Genomic DNA, 13,803 nt, shown 5'->3' on the forward strand with positions numbered 1-13,803 from the left:
CGACGACCGCTGACGACCGCTGACGACCGCTGACGACCGCTGACGACCGCTGACGACCGCTGACGACCGCTGACGACCGCTGACGACCGCTGACGACCGCTGACGACCATGGAGGATACACCTGAATTCGCCTGCGGCCGGTGGCGAGCCGTCGTCGACGACCGGTTCCATCGCTCTCCCCCGCATCGTGACCAGCGGTCGCCGCGCCGTCCCGCCGTACCTCTCGTCCGAGTCGCGTGGACGAACGGCCCCGGCAGCGGCAGATCGCCCGTACGGCTGACGCGGCGGCACGCCCGCACCTACGATTGCTACGTGGTCGCCAACAGCCCTACCTCCGCCGTGTGCCGCCTCATGCCGCACGGCCGCTGTTGTTGTTGACGCGTTGATCCGACGATTTCCGATCGGGTGACGGGTCGATCCGCTCACCTCTCGACCCGCTGCCCCAGCGGGATCTCCTGATCGTCGGATCGTTCTCCTTCCGCGGGCCGAAGCCCGCTCCCGCGCATCCGCCGTCGGCCGCACATGTCCCCGTACGGCGACCCGCGGGCACCGCTCTGTCCCCCGCCATCTCCCAGGGAGCAGTCGCCCATGCCTATCGACGAGTCCGCATACGATCGACGCCGCCTGCGCCAATGGCTGGCCGGTGAGGCCAGAGCCGAGGGGGTGTCCCGGCGCGACCTGCTGCGGCTGGCCACCGCGGCGGGCGTGCTGACGACCCTCGCGGGCCGCCCCGCCCGTGCGTACGCCGACACCCCCGCGCCCGGCTCCGGCATCGTCAAGCCGCTGCCGCCGGAGCTGTTCACGATCCGGGGCACCAACGCCGAGACCAACTGGTCCGCTCTGCGCGGTACGGGTTTCCACACGCCCGTGGACCGGTTCTTCGTCCGCAACCACACCTCAACCCCTCGCTTGGACGCGGCCAGTTGGCGCCTCAAGGTGTGGGGCAGCGGCCTGCGCGGGGCGCCGGGGCTCGACCGGGCGGTCGAGTTCGACCTCCACGACCTGCGGCGGCTGCCCTCCGTCACGCTCGACGCGTTCGTGGAATGCGCGGGCAACGGCCGGAGCTACTTCACCACCCAACAGGGCGACACCGTGACCGGCACCGCCTGGACACTCGGCGCGATCGGCGCCGCTCGCTGGCGGGGCGTGCGGCTGTCCCACGTGCTGCGGCTCGCCGGGCTGACCCGGCACGCGGTGGATCTCCAGCCCCGGGGCCTGGACGACGAGTACGTGACCGGCGGCGTCAGTCTCGGCCGGGTCCGTCGGCCGCTGCCGGTCGCCAAGGCGCTGGACGACGTGATCCTCGCGTACGAGATGAACGGCGAACCGCTCCCCTACGACCACGGGCACCCGGTCCGCGTCCTGGTCCCCTCCTGGGTGGGCATCTCCAACATCAAGTGGGTCGGCGACATCGAGGTCTCCGACCAGCCGCTCTACTCGCCCTGGAACACCGACTTCTACCGGCTCTACGGTCCGGCCCATCCGCCCGAGGGCAGCGCCCCGCTCACGCGCCAGACCCTCAAGAGCGCCTTCGAGACGGGCGCGGGCGCCGCGTTCGACGCGGGGGTACGGCACCGGCTGACCGGCCGCTCCTGGTCGGGCACCGGCGGTATCCGGCACGTCGAGGTCAGCACCGACGCGGGCGCCACCTGGCAGCGCGCCGATCTCCATGACCGCCCCCGCGCCGCCGCCTGGTCCCGCTGGTCCCTGGACTGGCACCCCACCACGCCCGGACCCACCGCCCTGCTGGCCCGGGCCACCGACACCACAGGCCGCACCCAGCCCGACGCCACCACCCCCAACACCCAGGGCTACCTCTTCGACGCGGTGGTCCGGCATCCGGTCACGGTGATCGCTCAGCCGGCCGCCTAGGGCCTGTCCGGCCGATGATGTGACGGTCCGCGCCCCGGGCGTTGGTGCGGGCAGCAGCGGGGTGTTCGGACTCCGAGCGGGGTTACGCGCGCACGGAGTCCGAACTCGCGAGCAAGGAGCGCAGCGGTGCCGTGTCGCAGGTGTCGGCGACGGCCGCGTCGAGGGCGTCGTCCATGCCCTTTTCCCACTCCTCCGGCAGAGCGAGTCTGGGCCGCCCCGACCAGGCGATGTCCGGGGTGGCGTGTCCGGCCTGGGCGAGGTGCAGATGGACCATGCCGGCGAGCCCGTCGAAGATCTTGGGCCGGATGAAGTTACGGGCCGAGGCGACTCCCGCGTTCGCCTCGGCGTCGAGGTACAACTCGTCCGGCGGCCTCTGCCCCGCGACTTCGGCGGCGGCCCGAACCCGCGCCCACAGCTCGGGCTGGTCGTCCGGGCCGACCGCCACCCCTGCCGTACCGGGCGGAGGCGCCCGGCGCGCAGGAAGGTGAACATGCCCCGCAGAATCACCAAGGCCAGGCCTCAGCTGCGGCGCTCCCACCGTGCCGCGCGAACCGTCCCGTCCTGGATGGCCTGCTGCGGCAGTTCGAGGCCGAGCGCGTCTTCCAGAGCGTGGAAGTACAGTTCGAACTCGCTGGTCAGTTCGGGGTGGTCCAGTTCGGCGCGGCGCAGAGCCTGGTTGAGGAACTCGAGCTGGCCGCCCCGGTAGTAGGGGGCGCGGCCCCGGTCGTACCAGATCAGCTCCAGCACACCCTGGTCGTCGTCGATGCGGCGGCCGTCACGTGTGTAGTCGAAGGTGTAGATGGCCTTCGCGGAGCAGGCGCTCAGGTACACCGTCTCCGTGACTCCGAGCCGGGAGAGAGCCGCGCTGTCGGCCCGGATGCCCGGTGGTGTCTCGTGGTACATCAGGAACGCCCAGTCGCCCACCTGTCCGAAACAGGCGGTCTCCCACTCGATCTCCCCGTAGTCGCGGCCCGTGCCGGCCATGCTGCGCAGGTCCGCCAGGCGTGTACCGCCCGCTGTCTGTTCGGGGTCGGCTCCGTGGAGAAGGGCTATCTGTTCGGCGCTGATGCCGTCGCCCCGGAAGAAGGCGAGGTTGGTGTAAGGGTCCTGGTCGCGCCATCGGCCGGCGATCCAGGCGAGGCGCGCCAGAGGGTCGCGTCCGCACGGCTGTGCCGTCCGCGTACCGCTCATGCCGCCGCCGCGGAATCTGCTCCCCCAAGCGGGGTTGATCCGGTCCAGCAGCTCGGCCTGCCCAGTGACGAGGTTGGTGACCGGGCCGTTGCCCGGGGAATGGGCCACGATGTGCTCGGCGAGCCGACGGACCGCTTCCTCGGCAGCGAAGTACAGCACCTGGTCGAGATCCTGGGTCGCGAAGATCTCCTGGTGGGGGCTGTGGTGGCCGCGCACGGTGCCGTCCTCGTCCAGGACGAGGAACAGGCCGTCAGGATCGCCTGCGCGCGGTACGTATTGGTCGGGTGATGTGCCGGTCGGCGGGAGCATGGCGTCGTCGAGCAGGTCGGAGCCTGCGGCTGTCTGGTGCCAGGCGCGTTCGAGCGTGTGCTCAGTGATCCGCATGGACGTCAGTATGTTGCCGGGCACTGACATTCCTCTCGGCGGGAAGGGGGCAACTGCGGCTGCTGGACGGTGACTTCGTCCAGGGCCAGTGCGCCTCACCGACCGGCGCGGGCGGGCGGCACCGTCGACGGTCGTGGCTCCGTCGGTCGCCTCGCGCCGCCAGTGGGGATTCGCAGGCCACGTGCGCTCGTGTCGCAGCTCATGTCACAGGAAGTCGGGCTACCTCGTGTCAGGAGTATGACCATCGACGCCCGTAGAGGAGCCACCATGGACCCGCGGCTGAGCGACTTCGCCGGCCCGACCGCCTGCAAGGCACTCAAGTACTTCATTTCGGCGGGCAGGGCGCTCAAGGAATCGCCGCTGCCGCCCGCGACGCAGGAGCCCGTGGCGCTGCGCGTGAGCCAGGTCAATGGCTGCGCCGTATGCGTCGACATGCACACCAAGGAGGCCGCGGCCGCCAGCGAGACCGCGGTGCGGCTGAACCTGGTCGCGGCGTGGCGGGAGGCGACGGTCTTCACCGACGCCGAGCGGGAACAAAGGATTCGCCCTGTCTGAAGAGCGCCGGTTACCCTCCGCGACGTGAACCACCCCCGCGCGCCCCGCCGTCCCTCATGAACCTCGCCCGAACCCTGATAGACGTCCGGCCCCTGCGTACGTCCCCCGTCTTCAGGCGTCTGCTGATCGGCCGGACCGTGTCCGTGCTGGGCAGCTTCATGACCATGGTCACCGTCATGTACCAGGTCTGGGACATGACGCACAGCACGGTCTGGACCGGCGCGGTGGGGCTGGCGCAGGCGCTGCCGATGATGGTGTTCGGGCTGATCGCCGGATCATGGGTGGACCGCGGCGACCGTCGGCGTATCTTCCTGCTCGCCACGGTCGGTCAGGCGGCCGTCTCTCTGCTGCTCGCGGTACAGGGCTTCACCGGTCACGTCCCGGTGGTGGGCGTGCTCGCCCTGGTCGCCGCGCAGTCCAGCTGCTCGGCGGTCGGCGGTCCCGCGGCGGGCGTGTTCGTGCCGAGGCTGCTGCCGAAGGACCAGGTCGCGGCCGGGCTGGCGCTCCAGCAGGTCACCGGTCAGGCGATGATGCTCGCCGGTCCGGCGCTCGGCGGCATCCTGCTCGGCTGGGCCGGCATCGGCACGTGTTACCTCATCGACGCCCTGTCCTTCGGGCTCGCCTTCTACGGAGCGTTCGGACTGCCCGCTCTGCCGCCCGCGGGCGAACCGTCCCGGGCAGGGCTGCACGGCGTGCTGGACGGCCTCCGCTTCCTGGGCGGTCACCGGGCGGTCCGTGGTGCCCTGATCACCGACCTGGCCTCCACCGTGCTCTCGATGCCGACCAGCCTCTTCCCCCTGGTCAACGCCGAACGGTTCGGCGGCAGTCCGCGCACCCTCGGTCTGTTCCTGTCCGCGCTCGCCGTCGGCGGCATTGCCGCGTCCGCGCTGTCCGGCGCGGTCACACGGCTCGGGCGGCCCGGACCGGTGATGCTCTGCGGCGCGGGGATCTGGGGGGTCGCGCTCGCGGCCTTCGGCCTGGTGCGCGATCCGTGGGCCGGGCTCGGACTCCTGGTCCTCGCCGGAGCCGCCGACGCCGTCTCGGTGATCTCGCGCAGCACCATCATGCAGACCCACACGCCGGACGCCCTGCTGGGCCGGGTGACCGCGGCCGAGCAGATCGTCGGCCAGGCCGGCCCCAACCTCGGCAACCTGCGCGGCGGCGTGGTCGCGGGCTGGACCTCAGGGGCGACCGCGCTGGTCAGCGGCGGCCTCCTCTGCCTGCTCGCGGTCGTCTGGGTCGGCACGAAGACACCGGAACTGCGCGGCGGCTCCGTCCCCGGGCTGTACGCCGGTTCCACGTCCCCGCAGCCCGCGGGTGGGCCTGTACCGGACGGGCCGTGATGCCGGGATCCTGCGTCGGCAGCCCGCGCCTTACCCTGCCGGACCTCACTTCCCCCCGGGCCGCTTGTCCGTCAGCGGGAACGCGAGACCTGTTGGAGTGTTGAGGCCGGAGGAGGGAAGCGTGACCTGTCCGCCGCCCGTCTCCCGGACTCGTACCACACGGTTGTTGAAGGCATCGGCCACATAGAGGCTGCCGCGGCCGTCGAGGGCGAGGCCGAGCGGATCGCTCAGACCGGTCGTGGGCACCGTGCTCTGGGTACCGCTGCCCGCGGACACTTTCACCACACGGTTGTTGCCGCTGTCCGAGATGTAGAGGTCCCCTGCGGCGTTCAGCGCCAGCCCGGTCGGCTGGGAGAGGCCGACGGTGGGGACGGTGCTCTGACCGCTCCCGTCCGCGGGCACCTTCACGACCCGGTCGTTGACGAAATCGGAGATGTACAAATCCCCGTCGCTCTCCAGCGCCAGGCCCCAGGGATGGAGCAGGCCCGTGGTGGGAACGGTGGTCTGACCGCTCCCGTCGGAGGGCACCTTCACGACGCGGTCGTTGAAGCTGTCGGCGATGTAGAGGTTGCCGCGGGCGTCGACGGCGAGGCCCAGGGGGCGTGACAGCCCGTCAGTCGGGACGGTGGACTGAACTCCGCCGTTCGCCGGCAGTTTCACCACCCTGTTGTCGCCCGTGTCGGAGACGTAGAGATTGCGGGCGGTGTCCGTTGCCAGACCGGTCGGGCGCACCACTCCGTCGAGAGGGACCGTCGTCTGACCGCTCCCGTTGGCCGGCAGTCTGACCACCCGGTCGTTGCCGTAGTCGGAAACGAGCAGGCGTGGCCTGGCCGGTGGGTGGACATCCTCCTGTGTCGCGCCCGCCGGTCCCATCGGCAGCGCACAGGCCAGAAGGAACCCCGTGACAGCCGCCAGCCGCCGGGCCCGTCCCCTTGCGCGGCCGACAGCAGGTGCCGTCCGGCGCGTACGTGATTCCGTTGTCCTGCGCTTCACGATTGCACCCATCTGTTCTCGACGGCCGGCACGGTGTCGAACCGTCTGCGGAAACGGTTGCCACCGTCCAGGCGCGCAGCGGCACCGCTGGTACGGCCGGCGGTCCAGAGAAGCAGGACACCGTCGTGGGTTACGGCAGCGACCAGGTTGGCGGCATGATCGATGCCTTCCCCCATGACGCGGTACATCCCACTGCCGTCGCCCGCTCGGCCGACCCGGGATCCGGCGATGTCGAGGCGGATCGGACCCGAATCTCCGGTCAGGTGGTGGACCACTTGAGATGGACGGCGGTCTCGTGGAAGCCCAGGGCCTGGTAGAAGGCGGCCGCCCTGCGGGTCGGCACGGTCACCTCGATGTCGTTCGCCTCTCGGGCTCTCGTCTGCGCGGCCCGGATCAGCGCGGAACCCGTACCGCGGCCACGCACGGGCGCGTCCACGGTGAGTTCCAGGAGTTCGAGGATCGTTCCGCCGGCGAAGAGGGTGGGCAGGCGCAGCGCGAGCAGGTACCCGGCCACGCGCGCGTCCTGCTCGGCGACCAGGAACTCGGCTCTGCCCTCCGCGGCGGCCTCGATGATCCGAGGCAACGTGACGGCGTCGAAGTCCGCCCGATCGGGCCGGTAGCTCGTCACGAACCCGCTCAGCAGGCGGTAGATGTCGTCGGCGTCCGAGAATGTGGCGTCGCGGATCGTCATGCCGACTCGTCGGCCGGGAGACCGGCGATCGGCGCTGTAGCGGCTGTCGGGACGGCGGCCATGAGCTCCGCCACCTCGATCTCGATGCTGCTGCCGGGACGGCCACTGCCGCAGTGCACACGCCGCAGGCTGCTGACGGTCTCGTCGAACACGACCATCGCGGCCCGGTCGGCGGACACGGGGCACACACCGCCCGGCCGCATCCCCGCCCTCGCCAGCCGTCCTGTGTCAGCGGGAGACAGGTCGTTGCGCCGGATCCCGGCTGCGCGGGCCAAGGCGCCGTACTGCAGCCGCGCATGGCCGGGCAATGCGGCCAGCAGGAGACGGTCCTCGGCGGTGCCGAATGCCAGAGTCTTCACGGTGCGCTCCAGGGGAACACCCAACGCGGCGCACACGTCCCGGGGGTTGGTGAATTCAGGGTGCTCATGCAGCCGGAAGGACACGCCGAGCGCCGCGAGAACTTCCGGCGGACCAAGGGGTGCGGGACCGTTCACCTCGCCGAGATTACCGTGCGCGGAATGAGAGTTGCCTGCCGTTTCGGAGGAGAAGTCGGCACCCGTGCCGGGACACGACGCTGCCTCCCGGGCGATGGAGCCAGTGTGCGAAGACCTACCGTGCGCCTGCGCAGGGGTTGGCCGGAGAGGCACTTAAATACCGGAGCATGACTACCGAGCCGCAGCGCTTCACGATCTTGCTGGTCCCCGAATTCGTCGAGAACAAGGACGCCGTCTCCGCGCAGGACTCAGCGGTACGGTCGGCGGTCGTCGAAGCGACCGGTGAGACAGGCGAAACGGGCTACCCCCGCTACGCCGGGGACGGGATCGTGGCCGACATCGACCCTCGTACGCGCACGGTCGAGGCGCTGCTGGTCGACGGCTCGGAGTTGGACTACGGACTGAACGCCATGGTCGCGACCTGATCCGACTCCACCCCGGCTCTCGATCACCCCACCGCTCGATCGATCGTGCCGCGGTAGTCGCCGGGGCCGACGACCTCCTCGATGTCCGCCGAGCCGTCGGCAAGCGTACGGACATCCTCGCCCTGAACGGGCGTCCAGGCGGGGACACGAACGGGCGCGGCGATGATTTCCGCGCGCGCAGCCGGTCGTTATCGGAGAGACGTCATCGGAGAGAGGAAGTCCCGCCATGCCTGCACAGGAATCTGCACAGCAACCCACGACCGAGCTCGATGCCCGCTACAGCTCCGCGCTCAATCCCCGCCCGGGTGCCGCGGAAGTCACCGCCACCGAGTGGGCCGAGGCCCAGCGGCAGTTGAAGGCCGCCGAGATCTTCTGGGTGTCCACGGTGCGGCCCGACGGCCGACTGCACGTGACTCCCGTGATCGCCGCCTGGCACGACGGAGTGCTGTACTTCTCCACCGGCGCAGGGGAGCAGAAGGCGAGGAACCTCGCTCAGGACGGGCACTGCGCGCTGACCACCGGGGGGAACTCGCTCACGGAAGGGCTCGACCTCGTGGTCGAGGGCAAGGCGGAACCGGTTGTCGATCCGGCCGTGCTGGAGGAGGTGATCGCGGCGTACGAGGCGAAGTACGGGTCGCACATCACCGCGCCGGAAGGCACCTTCCACGGGATCGGGGGCGCGTTCCGGAAAGGGGACGTGGTGGTCTTCGCGGTGGCCCCGGCCACGGCGTACGGCTTCGGTCGCGACGACGGGGTCTACACCCATACGCGGTGGGCGTTCTGAGCAACAAGCCTTCCACGGGCCTGCGGGTGTGACTGAGTCCCCCCGCAACCCATGGGGTGCCGGACGGATCGGGTGCCTCATTCGTGAGGGAAAGCGCCGGCCTGACGGGGGGAACCCCGGGACGGGAACGCCCCTCTCCGGTCACCGAATGGAGCCACCCGGATCAGCCCGCCGACAGGGCGATCTGGTTGTCCAGCGCGGCGCAGAGCCAGTCGTGGGTGGCGCCGGGGGTCGGTTCCGACGGGCCGGAGATCTCGGCGGTGAGTTTCCAGTAGTGGTCGATACGCGGGTCCGCGGCCAGCAGCGCACGGAGCCTGCGTCGGAAGGCGGGAGTGTCTCGTGTGCCGCGTGAGCGGGCGTAGGCGGAGACGAAACAGTCGAGTGCCTCGCCCTCGTGCGGTGGCCGTTCCGCCCGCAACTGCGGCGATGCCAGCGCGTACGCCTCGGCGAGACCGTCGTAGAGCACAGCCGGGCGGCCCCCGTCGGGCCCGTGTGCGGCGGGCTGTCCGCGACCGGTGCCAGGGCAGGGGGCGGAGACGAAGGCGTGCAGCCGGGTGAAGGCCAGTACCTGGGCCGGAGTCGGGCCTTCGGGAAGCTGAGGAACCGCGTGTTCGACGATGGCGGAGACCAGCCGGGCCGGGAGACGCGGCGGCAGCCAGCGCCGCCAGAAGCGCGCCAGTGCCGCGGTGCTGGGCGGAACGGGCACGGCGCCGATCAGCCGGAGCCGCTCGGCGCGTTCCTCGGGGGCACAGTCCTGGAGCAGTTGGAGGGCGGCCTCCTGCCAGCGCAGGGCAGCCAGTCGCGAGCCGATCTGCCGCAACTGCGCCGCGACGACGTCCTCCAGCGTGTCCTCCTCGTCGAGGACCCGGCCTACGTCGGGGACCGGCAGGTCGAGGGTGCGCAGGGAGCGGATCAGGTGGAGCCGGTCGAGAGCCTCGGGGCCGTACCGGCGATGGCCGCCGCTGCTGCGGGTGCCTTCGGGCAACAGACCGCGGTCCGAATAGAAACGGACGGTCTTGACGGTGACGCCCGCGCGCTCGGCGAGCTCTCCGATGCTCCACATGCTCTCGGGGGACACGGCTTGAACCTCCCTCAGGGGGAGTTCCTACCGTACCGGCGAGCGCGGAGCGCCGGTACGGGCGGCCCCGCGGACCACAGTGTGCGAGGAGACAGCGATGACGGCATTCATCCTGGTAGCGGGTGCCCACACCGGCGGCTGGATCTGGCAGGAGGTGGCCGACCGGCTACGGAGGTCGGGGGCGGAGGCATATCCGGTGACGCTCACCGGCATGGGTGAGGGCCGTGCCGCGGGACCTGACACGGACCTGGAGACGCACATCCGCGATCTGCTGCGGCTGATCGACCAGGTGGATGCGGCGGAAGTGGTGCTGGTCGGTCACTGCTACGGCATCCATCCGGTGCTCGGCGCCGCCGACCGGCGCCCGGAGCGGATCGCGCGGATCGTCCACCTGGACGCGGGCATGCCCCAGAACGGCGATCAGGCTCTTACTCTGGTGCCCGACCAGGCGGTCCGCGACCGGCTGTTGCACGAGGTCCATGCCGCTGAAGGGGCCGAGGGAGCCGACGCGGCCGAGGAGGGCTGGCGGATCCCGCCGCCGTCACATGAGGAGTGGCAGCGCTGGGGCAGCGTCGCGGGGCTCCCGCCGAGCGTGCTGGCCCGGCTGGCGGAGAACGCCGTTCCGCAGCCGGTGGGCACGCTCACCCAGCCGCTCCGTCTGTCCGGCGCGGTCTCCGAGCTGCCGGCGACCGGCGTCCTCTGCGTCGCCAACGGCTCGAGCATCGCCAGTGTCGAGGGCCTGGTGCGGTTGGGGGACCCGCGACTCCAGGTGCTCACCGACCCCCGGGTGACCTTCTTCGAACTCGACACCGGGCACTGGCCGATGCTCTCGTGCCCCGACGAAGTGACGGAGGTACTGCTCCGGGCCGCCGCGGGAGAAGGGCACCGGGTGAGCGCGACAGTGACGGAACAGCCGTCTCACCTGCTCCCGTTCCTGTTGGACGTACCGGAGCGGCATCCCGAACGGGTGGGACGGGTCGATCTTTACCTCCCCGACGACCTCCCTGAAGCCCAAGCCCCGTGCCCCGCGGTGGTGTTCGTCCACGGAGGCCCGGTCCACCCCGACGTCCGGCCGACTCCACGGGACTGGCCGGCCTTCGTCGGCTACGGCCGGTACGTGGCCGCCATGGGAGCGGTCGGCGTGACGCTGGACCATCGGCTGCACGATCTCGCCGACTACGGGCGGGCCGCCGAGGACGTGGCCGAAGCGGTCGACCTCGTACGAGCCGACCCGCGCGTCGACGAGGACCGCGTGGCGCTGTGGTACTTCTCCGCCGGCGGGCTGTTGTCCGCGGACTGGCTCGCGGCGCCCCCGCCGTGGTTGCGGTGTGTGGCGGCGACCTATCCGATCCTCGCCCCGATGCCGAACTGGGGGCTTGTCGAGTCCCGCTTCCGCCCGGCCGCCTCGATTCGTTCCGCGGGGCGGCTGCCGATCGTGTTGACCCGGGTGGAACTGGAGCGCGCGGAGATCGCGGTGACGGTCGAGGAGTTCCTGGCCGCCGCCAAGGAGTGCGACGCCGATGTCGAGGTGATCGACGTCCCGCAGGGCCACCACGGTTTCGAGACGATCGACCGTACCGAGCAGGCGAGCCACGCCGTGGAACGCGCGGTGCGGTCCGTGCTGGGGCATCTGAGGGGCTGAGGCATCGCTGCCCGCGCTGGAGCCGACGTCTCATCGGGCGTCGGCCATCGCCCTCCGCGATGTCGCCCTATCCGAGTGATCTGTCCGATGCCCGCGGGGAACTGATCGAGCCGGTCCTGGCGGGCCGAACGGCGCCGCGGTCAACGCCGTCAGGCGGCCAGGAGGTTGAAACTGGACAGCGGAGGTCCGTAGACCTTCTGGGCGCCCACCCGGTCGAGTTCGGAGATGGCGAGTTCCCGCGAACCCACACCACCGCAGAAGTAGTGCATGACCGATTGCGGGTCGTACTGCGTGAGGTCCACCGTTCCGTCGGTGGATTCGTCGGGGCAGACGGCGGGCGCGCCTGAGCGGATGTGTTCGTGCCGGAAGCCGATGGCATGGCCCAACTCATGCCGCAGTACGCCCACGCGGTCGAAACTGGTGGTCTGGTAGGACGGGTCGATGAAGACGCGCCTGCGGTTCTCCGGGTCGTTCGGGAAGAACGCCGCGGCGATGAACTGGCCCCCGGAGTCGAGGTGCCGTACCGGGAAGACGACTTCGGGCGGCCGCAGTGAATCGCTTTCGTCGGCGGCCTCGACGTGCTCGAACTGCACGCCGCAGGTCGCCGACCAGGCGTCGGTGGCGCGCTGCATGTTCTCGACGACCGACTCGTACCACTCCCGCTCCGGGAAGGTCTTGCGCAGGACGCAGTACTTCAGGACCGTGCCCGGATCCCAGCGGAGGATCTTGCCGTCCTGCATGATGCCGAGCAGGCCGCTGCTCGGCTGCCCGAGCGGGCTGATTCCGCTGCCGATGGTGCCGACCCCTGTCTGTGCCAGCAGCCGGGCGGCCTCGCGCTCTGCCCGCAGTGCCCTCTGCGCCTCGATGTAGACATCGAGTTCGTCGGCGTCGAGCAGCAGGTCACCCTCCACCCGGTAGAACACCTGGCCGTCGATGGCGATCTCGGGGCGCCGCACGTCTGAGCTATCTGTCATTTTCTGTTCCTCTTTCGAGCAGTTGCGGCCGGAACAGCCTGACCCACTCGACCATCATCTGGTCACGATCCATGAGTTGGTCGCCCCGGGCGACTCGGAACGACTCGGCGTCCACCTCGACGAGGGGGAAGCTGTCGTTCCAGGCGATGAACTCCGGCAGCGACGCGACGGACTCACGCAGCCCGGGAAACCGGTCCAGCAGGCGGCTTTCCTGTGTCCGCTGTTCACTTGCACCGTTCTCGTCGGGCACTGTTCGCTCCGGAAAGTTCCTTGCTCAAGGCTCGGTTACTGCCAGAACACGCTGGCCCGCACCTTGATGTCGGAGTTCCACTGGATGGAGCCCACTATTTCCAGGATGCCGTCGTCGTGCGGAACGACGTTGGCGACGCTCATCGTTGCCAGCCCTCGGAACGGGACGTTGTTCCCGTCGACTTCGCAGAGCGACACGAACGCCCGGCTGTACGACTTGAGAGCGGGGCCGCAGATGAGCCGCCTAGCGAAAACGCCGTGCGCGGGGAAGAAGAACGTCGTGTAATCGACGATCCGCTGCTCTCCGCCGGCTTCGTCCTCGGGTTCCAGCAGTTCGTCCCGGACGTCGATCTCGACCTGTTCCGGGAACGCGTACGAAACCATGTGATGCCCCGCCTTCTGAGAGGCGTCAGCGCTTCTTTCCCGCGTACCTCCGACCCGAGGCACACGGTCGACCGCGCCAAGAGGTTGACGCAGGAACTGGATGGGTGATGCGGAAGGTGAAGGAATGCCGCACTTCCGCAAGCGCGGTCAGGTTCCAGATTACGCTCCGACCTGCAAGCTTGCAGCGCGGACCGCTGCCCGCACCCGCGCCAGGCAAGTGGGTCGTCGGGTGGACCGATGACTTCGACGAGGGTGTCGCCGCAAACACACCATCATCACCGACACCCTCGGCCTACCGCCGGCTGTACTGGTAACCGCCGCCGGCGTCCAGGACTCCACCGCCGGGCAAACCCTCCTGGACCAAGCCGCCGCCGACCCTCCCGGCTTGCGCAAGGCCTGGGCCGACGGCGGCTACCGCAAGCACTTTGTCGAGCACGCCGCCACCCTCGGCATCGACCTCGAAATCGTCCAACACTTGCCCGGCGCCAAAGGGTTCACCCCAGTTCAGCCGCTCACCACCGACCTGCCGGAGCCCGCAAGGGACCCTTCGACCAGGCGGTCAGGGACGCCGGGGTCACATGGTCCAGCCCAACCTCAACCCCTTGATCAAGTTATGCTCATTCGCTCTTGATCCACACGCGAAGAAACATTTCTCTTTCACTTTATTGACGATCCGAAAATGCCGGACGATCAGACTCGACAGGGCAATGGTACGAGTGTGATTAACCGCTGAACGAGTGGCGA

General features: G+C 70.0%; 15 protein-coding genes and 2 pseudogenes. 7 read left to right on the forward strand and 10 right to left on the reverse strand.

Annotated elements, in window-relative coordinates; genetic code table 11:
• The first annotated feature begins 588 nt into the window (after positions 1–588).
• The gene (locus ABZX90_RS16935) at positions 589–1,872 is read left to right on the forward strand and encodes a sulfite oxidase (RefSeq protein ID WP_351121187.1); all 1,284 of its coding nucleotides are present in this window, start codon (positions 589–591) and stop codon (positions 1,870–1,872) included.
• An 82-nt stretch (positions 1,873–1,954) separates the two neighbouring features.
• On the opposite strand, the gene ABZX90_RS16940 is transcribed toward ABZX90_RS16935, so the two are convergent.
• Both ABZX90_RS16940 and ABZX90_RS16945 read right to left on the reverse strand, forming a co-directional pair.
• Entirely contained in the window at positions 1,955–2,317 is a 363-nt protein-coding gene (locus ABZX90_RS16940) for a hypothetical protein (protein WP_355205592.1), read from the reverse strand.
• A 74-nt stretch (positions 2,318–2,391) separates the two neighbouring features.
• Complete coding sequence (locus ABZX90_RS16945) at positions 2,392–3,447, reverse strand: hypothetical protein (protein WP_351121184.1); 1,056 nt, start codon at positions 3,445–3,447, stop codon at positions 2,392–2,394.
• Between the two features lie 267 nt (positions 3,448–3,714).
• Here ABZX90_RS16945 and ABZX90_RS16950 point away from each other — a divergent pair.
• Positions 3,715–3,978 (forward strand): annotated as a pseudogene (locus ABZX90_RS16950) (carboxymuconolactone decarboxylase family protein); the annotation flags it as partial.
• 80 nt (positions 3,979–4,058) lie between these two features.
• Positions 4,059–5,345, forward strand: a complete 1,287-nt coding sequence (locus ABZX90_RS16955) for an MFS transporter (protein ID WP_355205595.1) — start codon at positions 4,059–4,061, stop codon at positions 5,343–5,345.
• 45 nt (positions 5,346–5,390) lie between these two features.
• On the opposite strand, the gene ABZX90_RS16960 is transcribed toward ABZX90_RS16955, so the two are convergent.
• The 4 genes from ABZX90_RS16960 to ABZX90_RS16975 form a co-directional block, all read right to left on the reverse strand.
• Positions 5,391–6,218 (reverse strand): hypothetical protein, encoded by an 828-nt coding sequence (locus tag ABZX90_RS16960; RefSeq protein WP_351121180.1) that lies wholly within the window; start codon positions 6,216–6,218, stop codon positions 5,391–5,393.
• Positions 6,219–6,334: 116 nt separating this feature from the next.
• Entirely contained in the window at positions 6,335–6,514 is a 180-nt protein-coding gene (locus ABZX90_RS16965) for a hypothetical protein (protein WP_351121178.1), read from the reverse strand.
• Between the two features lie 83 nt (positions 6,515–6,597).
• On the reverse strand, positions 6,598–7,029 hold the full coding sequence (locus ABZX90_RS16970; protein WP_351121176.1) for a GNAT family N-acetyltransferase: 432 nt from the start codon (positions 7,027–7,029) through the stop codon (positions 6,598–6,600).
• Entirely contained in the window at positions 7,026–7,676 is a 651-nt protein-coding gene (locus tag ABZX90_RS16975) for a YbaK/EbsC family protein (protein WP_355205600.1), read from the reverse strand. The genes ABZX90_RS16970 and ABZX90_RS16975 overlap by 4 nt, the downstream gene beginning before the upstream one ends.
• A 14-nt stretch (positions 7,677–7,690) precedes the next feature.
• On the opposite strand from ABZX90_RS16975, the gene ABZX90_RS16980 reads away from it, so the two are divergent.
• Together ABZX90_RS16980 and ABZX90_RS16985 are read left to right on the forward strand one after the other, a co-directional pair.
• Positions 7,691–7,948: a hypothetical protein gene (locus tag ABZX90_RS16980; RefSeq protein WP_355205603.1), complete on the forward strand. Its 258-nt coding sequence runs from the start codon at positions 7,691–7,693 to the stop codon at positions 7,946–7,948.
• A gap of 226 nt (positions 7,949–8,174) precedes the next feature.
• Entirely contained in the window at positions 8,175–8,732 is a 558-nt protein-coding gene (locus ABZX90_RS16985; RefSeq protein WP_355205606.1) for a pyridoxamine 5'-phosphate oxidase family protein, read from the forward strand.
• A gap of 163 nt (positions 8,733–8,895) precedes the next feature.
• Here the strand turns inward: ABZX90_RS16985 and ABZX90_RS16990 are convergent, their stop codons facing one another.
• Positions 8,896–9,795 carry a MerR family transcriptional regulator gene (locus ABZX90_RS16990; protein ID WP_355205916.1) on the reverse strand — a complete coding sequence of 300 codons (900 nt, stop codon included), beginning with the start codon at positions 9,793–9,795 and terminating at the stop codon, positions 8,896–8,898.
• A gap of 112 nt (positions 9,796–9,907) precedes the next feature.
• On the opposite strand from ABZX90_RS16990, the gene ABZX90_RS16995 reads away from it, so the two are divergent.
• On the forward strand, positions 9,908–11,452 hold the full coding sequence (locus ABZX90_RS16995) for an alpha/beta fold hydrolase (protein ID WP_355205609.1): 1,545 nt from the start codon (positions 9,908–9,910) through the stop codon (positions 11,450–11,452).
• A 149-nt stretch (positions 11,453–11,601) separates the two neighbouring features.
• On the opposite strand, the gene ABZX90_RS17000 is transcribed toward ABZX90_RS16995, so the two are convergent.
• From ABZX90_RS17000 to ABZX90_RS17010, 3 genes are read right to left on the reverse strand one after another with little or no spacing between them, the layout of a single operon-like run.
• Positions 11,602–12,426: a M57 family metalloprotease gene (locus tag ABZX90_RS17000; RefSeq protein WP_351121168.1), complete on the reverse strand. Its 825-nt coding sequence runs from the start codon at positions 12,424–12,426 to the stop codon at positions 11,602–11,604.
• Positions 12,416–12,676, reverse strand: a complete 261-nt coding sequence (locus tag ABZX90_RS17005; protein WP_351121166.1) for a hypothetical protein — start codon at positions 12,674–12,676, stop codon at positions 12,416–12,418. Before ABZX90_RS17005 ends, ABZX90_RS17000 begins: the two co-directional genes overlap by 11 nt.
• A gap of 35 nt (positions 12,677–12,711) precedes the next feature.
• Entirely contained in the window at positions 12,712–13,059 is a 348-nt protein-coding gene (locus ABZX90_RS17010) for a hypothetical protein (RefSeq protein WP_351121164.1), read from the reverse strand.
• Between the two features lie 259 nt (positions 13,060–13,318).
• Between ABZX90_RS17010 and ABZX90_RS17015 the strand changes: the two are divergent.
• A pseudogene (locus ABZX90_RS17015) lies at positions 13,319–13,564 on the forward strand (transposase); the annotation flags it as partial.
• Between the last annotated feature and the right edge of the window lie 239 nt (positions 13,565–13,803).

Origin of the sequence: Streptomyces sp. NPDC002935, assembly GCF_040611295.1 — a bacterium.
GTDB lineage: Bacteria > Actinomycetota > Actinomycetes > Streptomycetales > Streptomycetaceae > Streptomyces.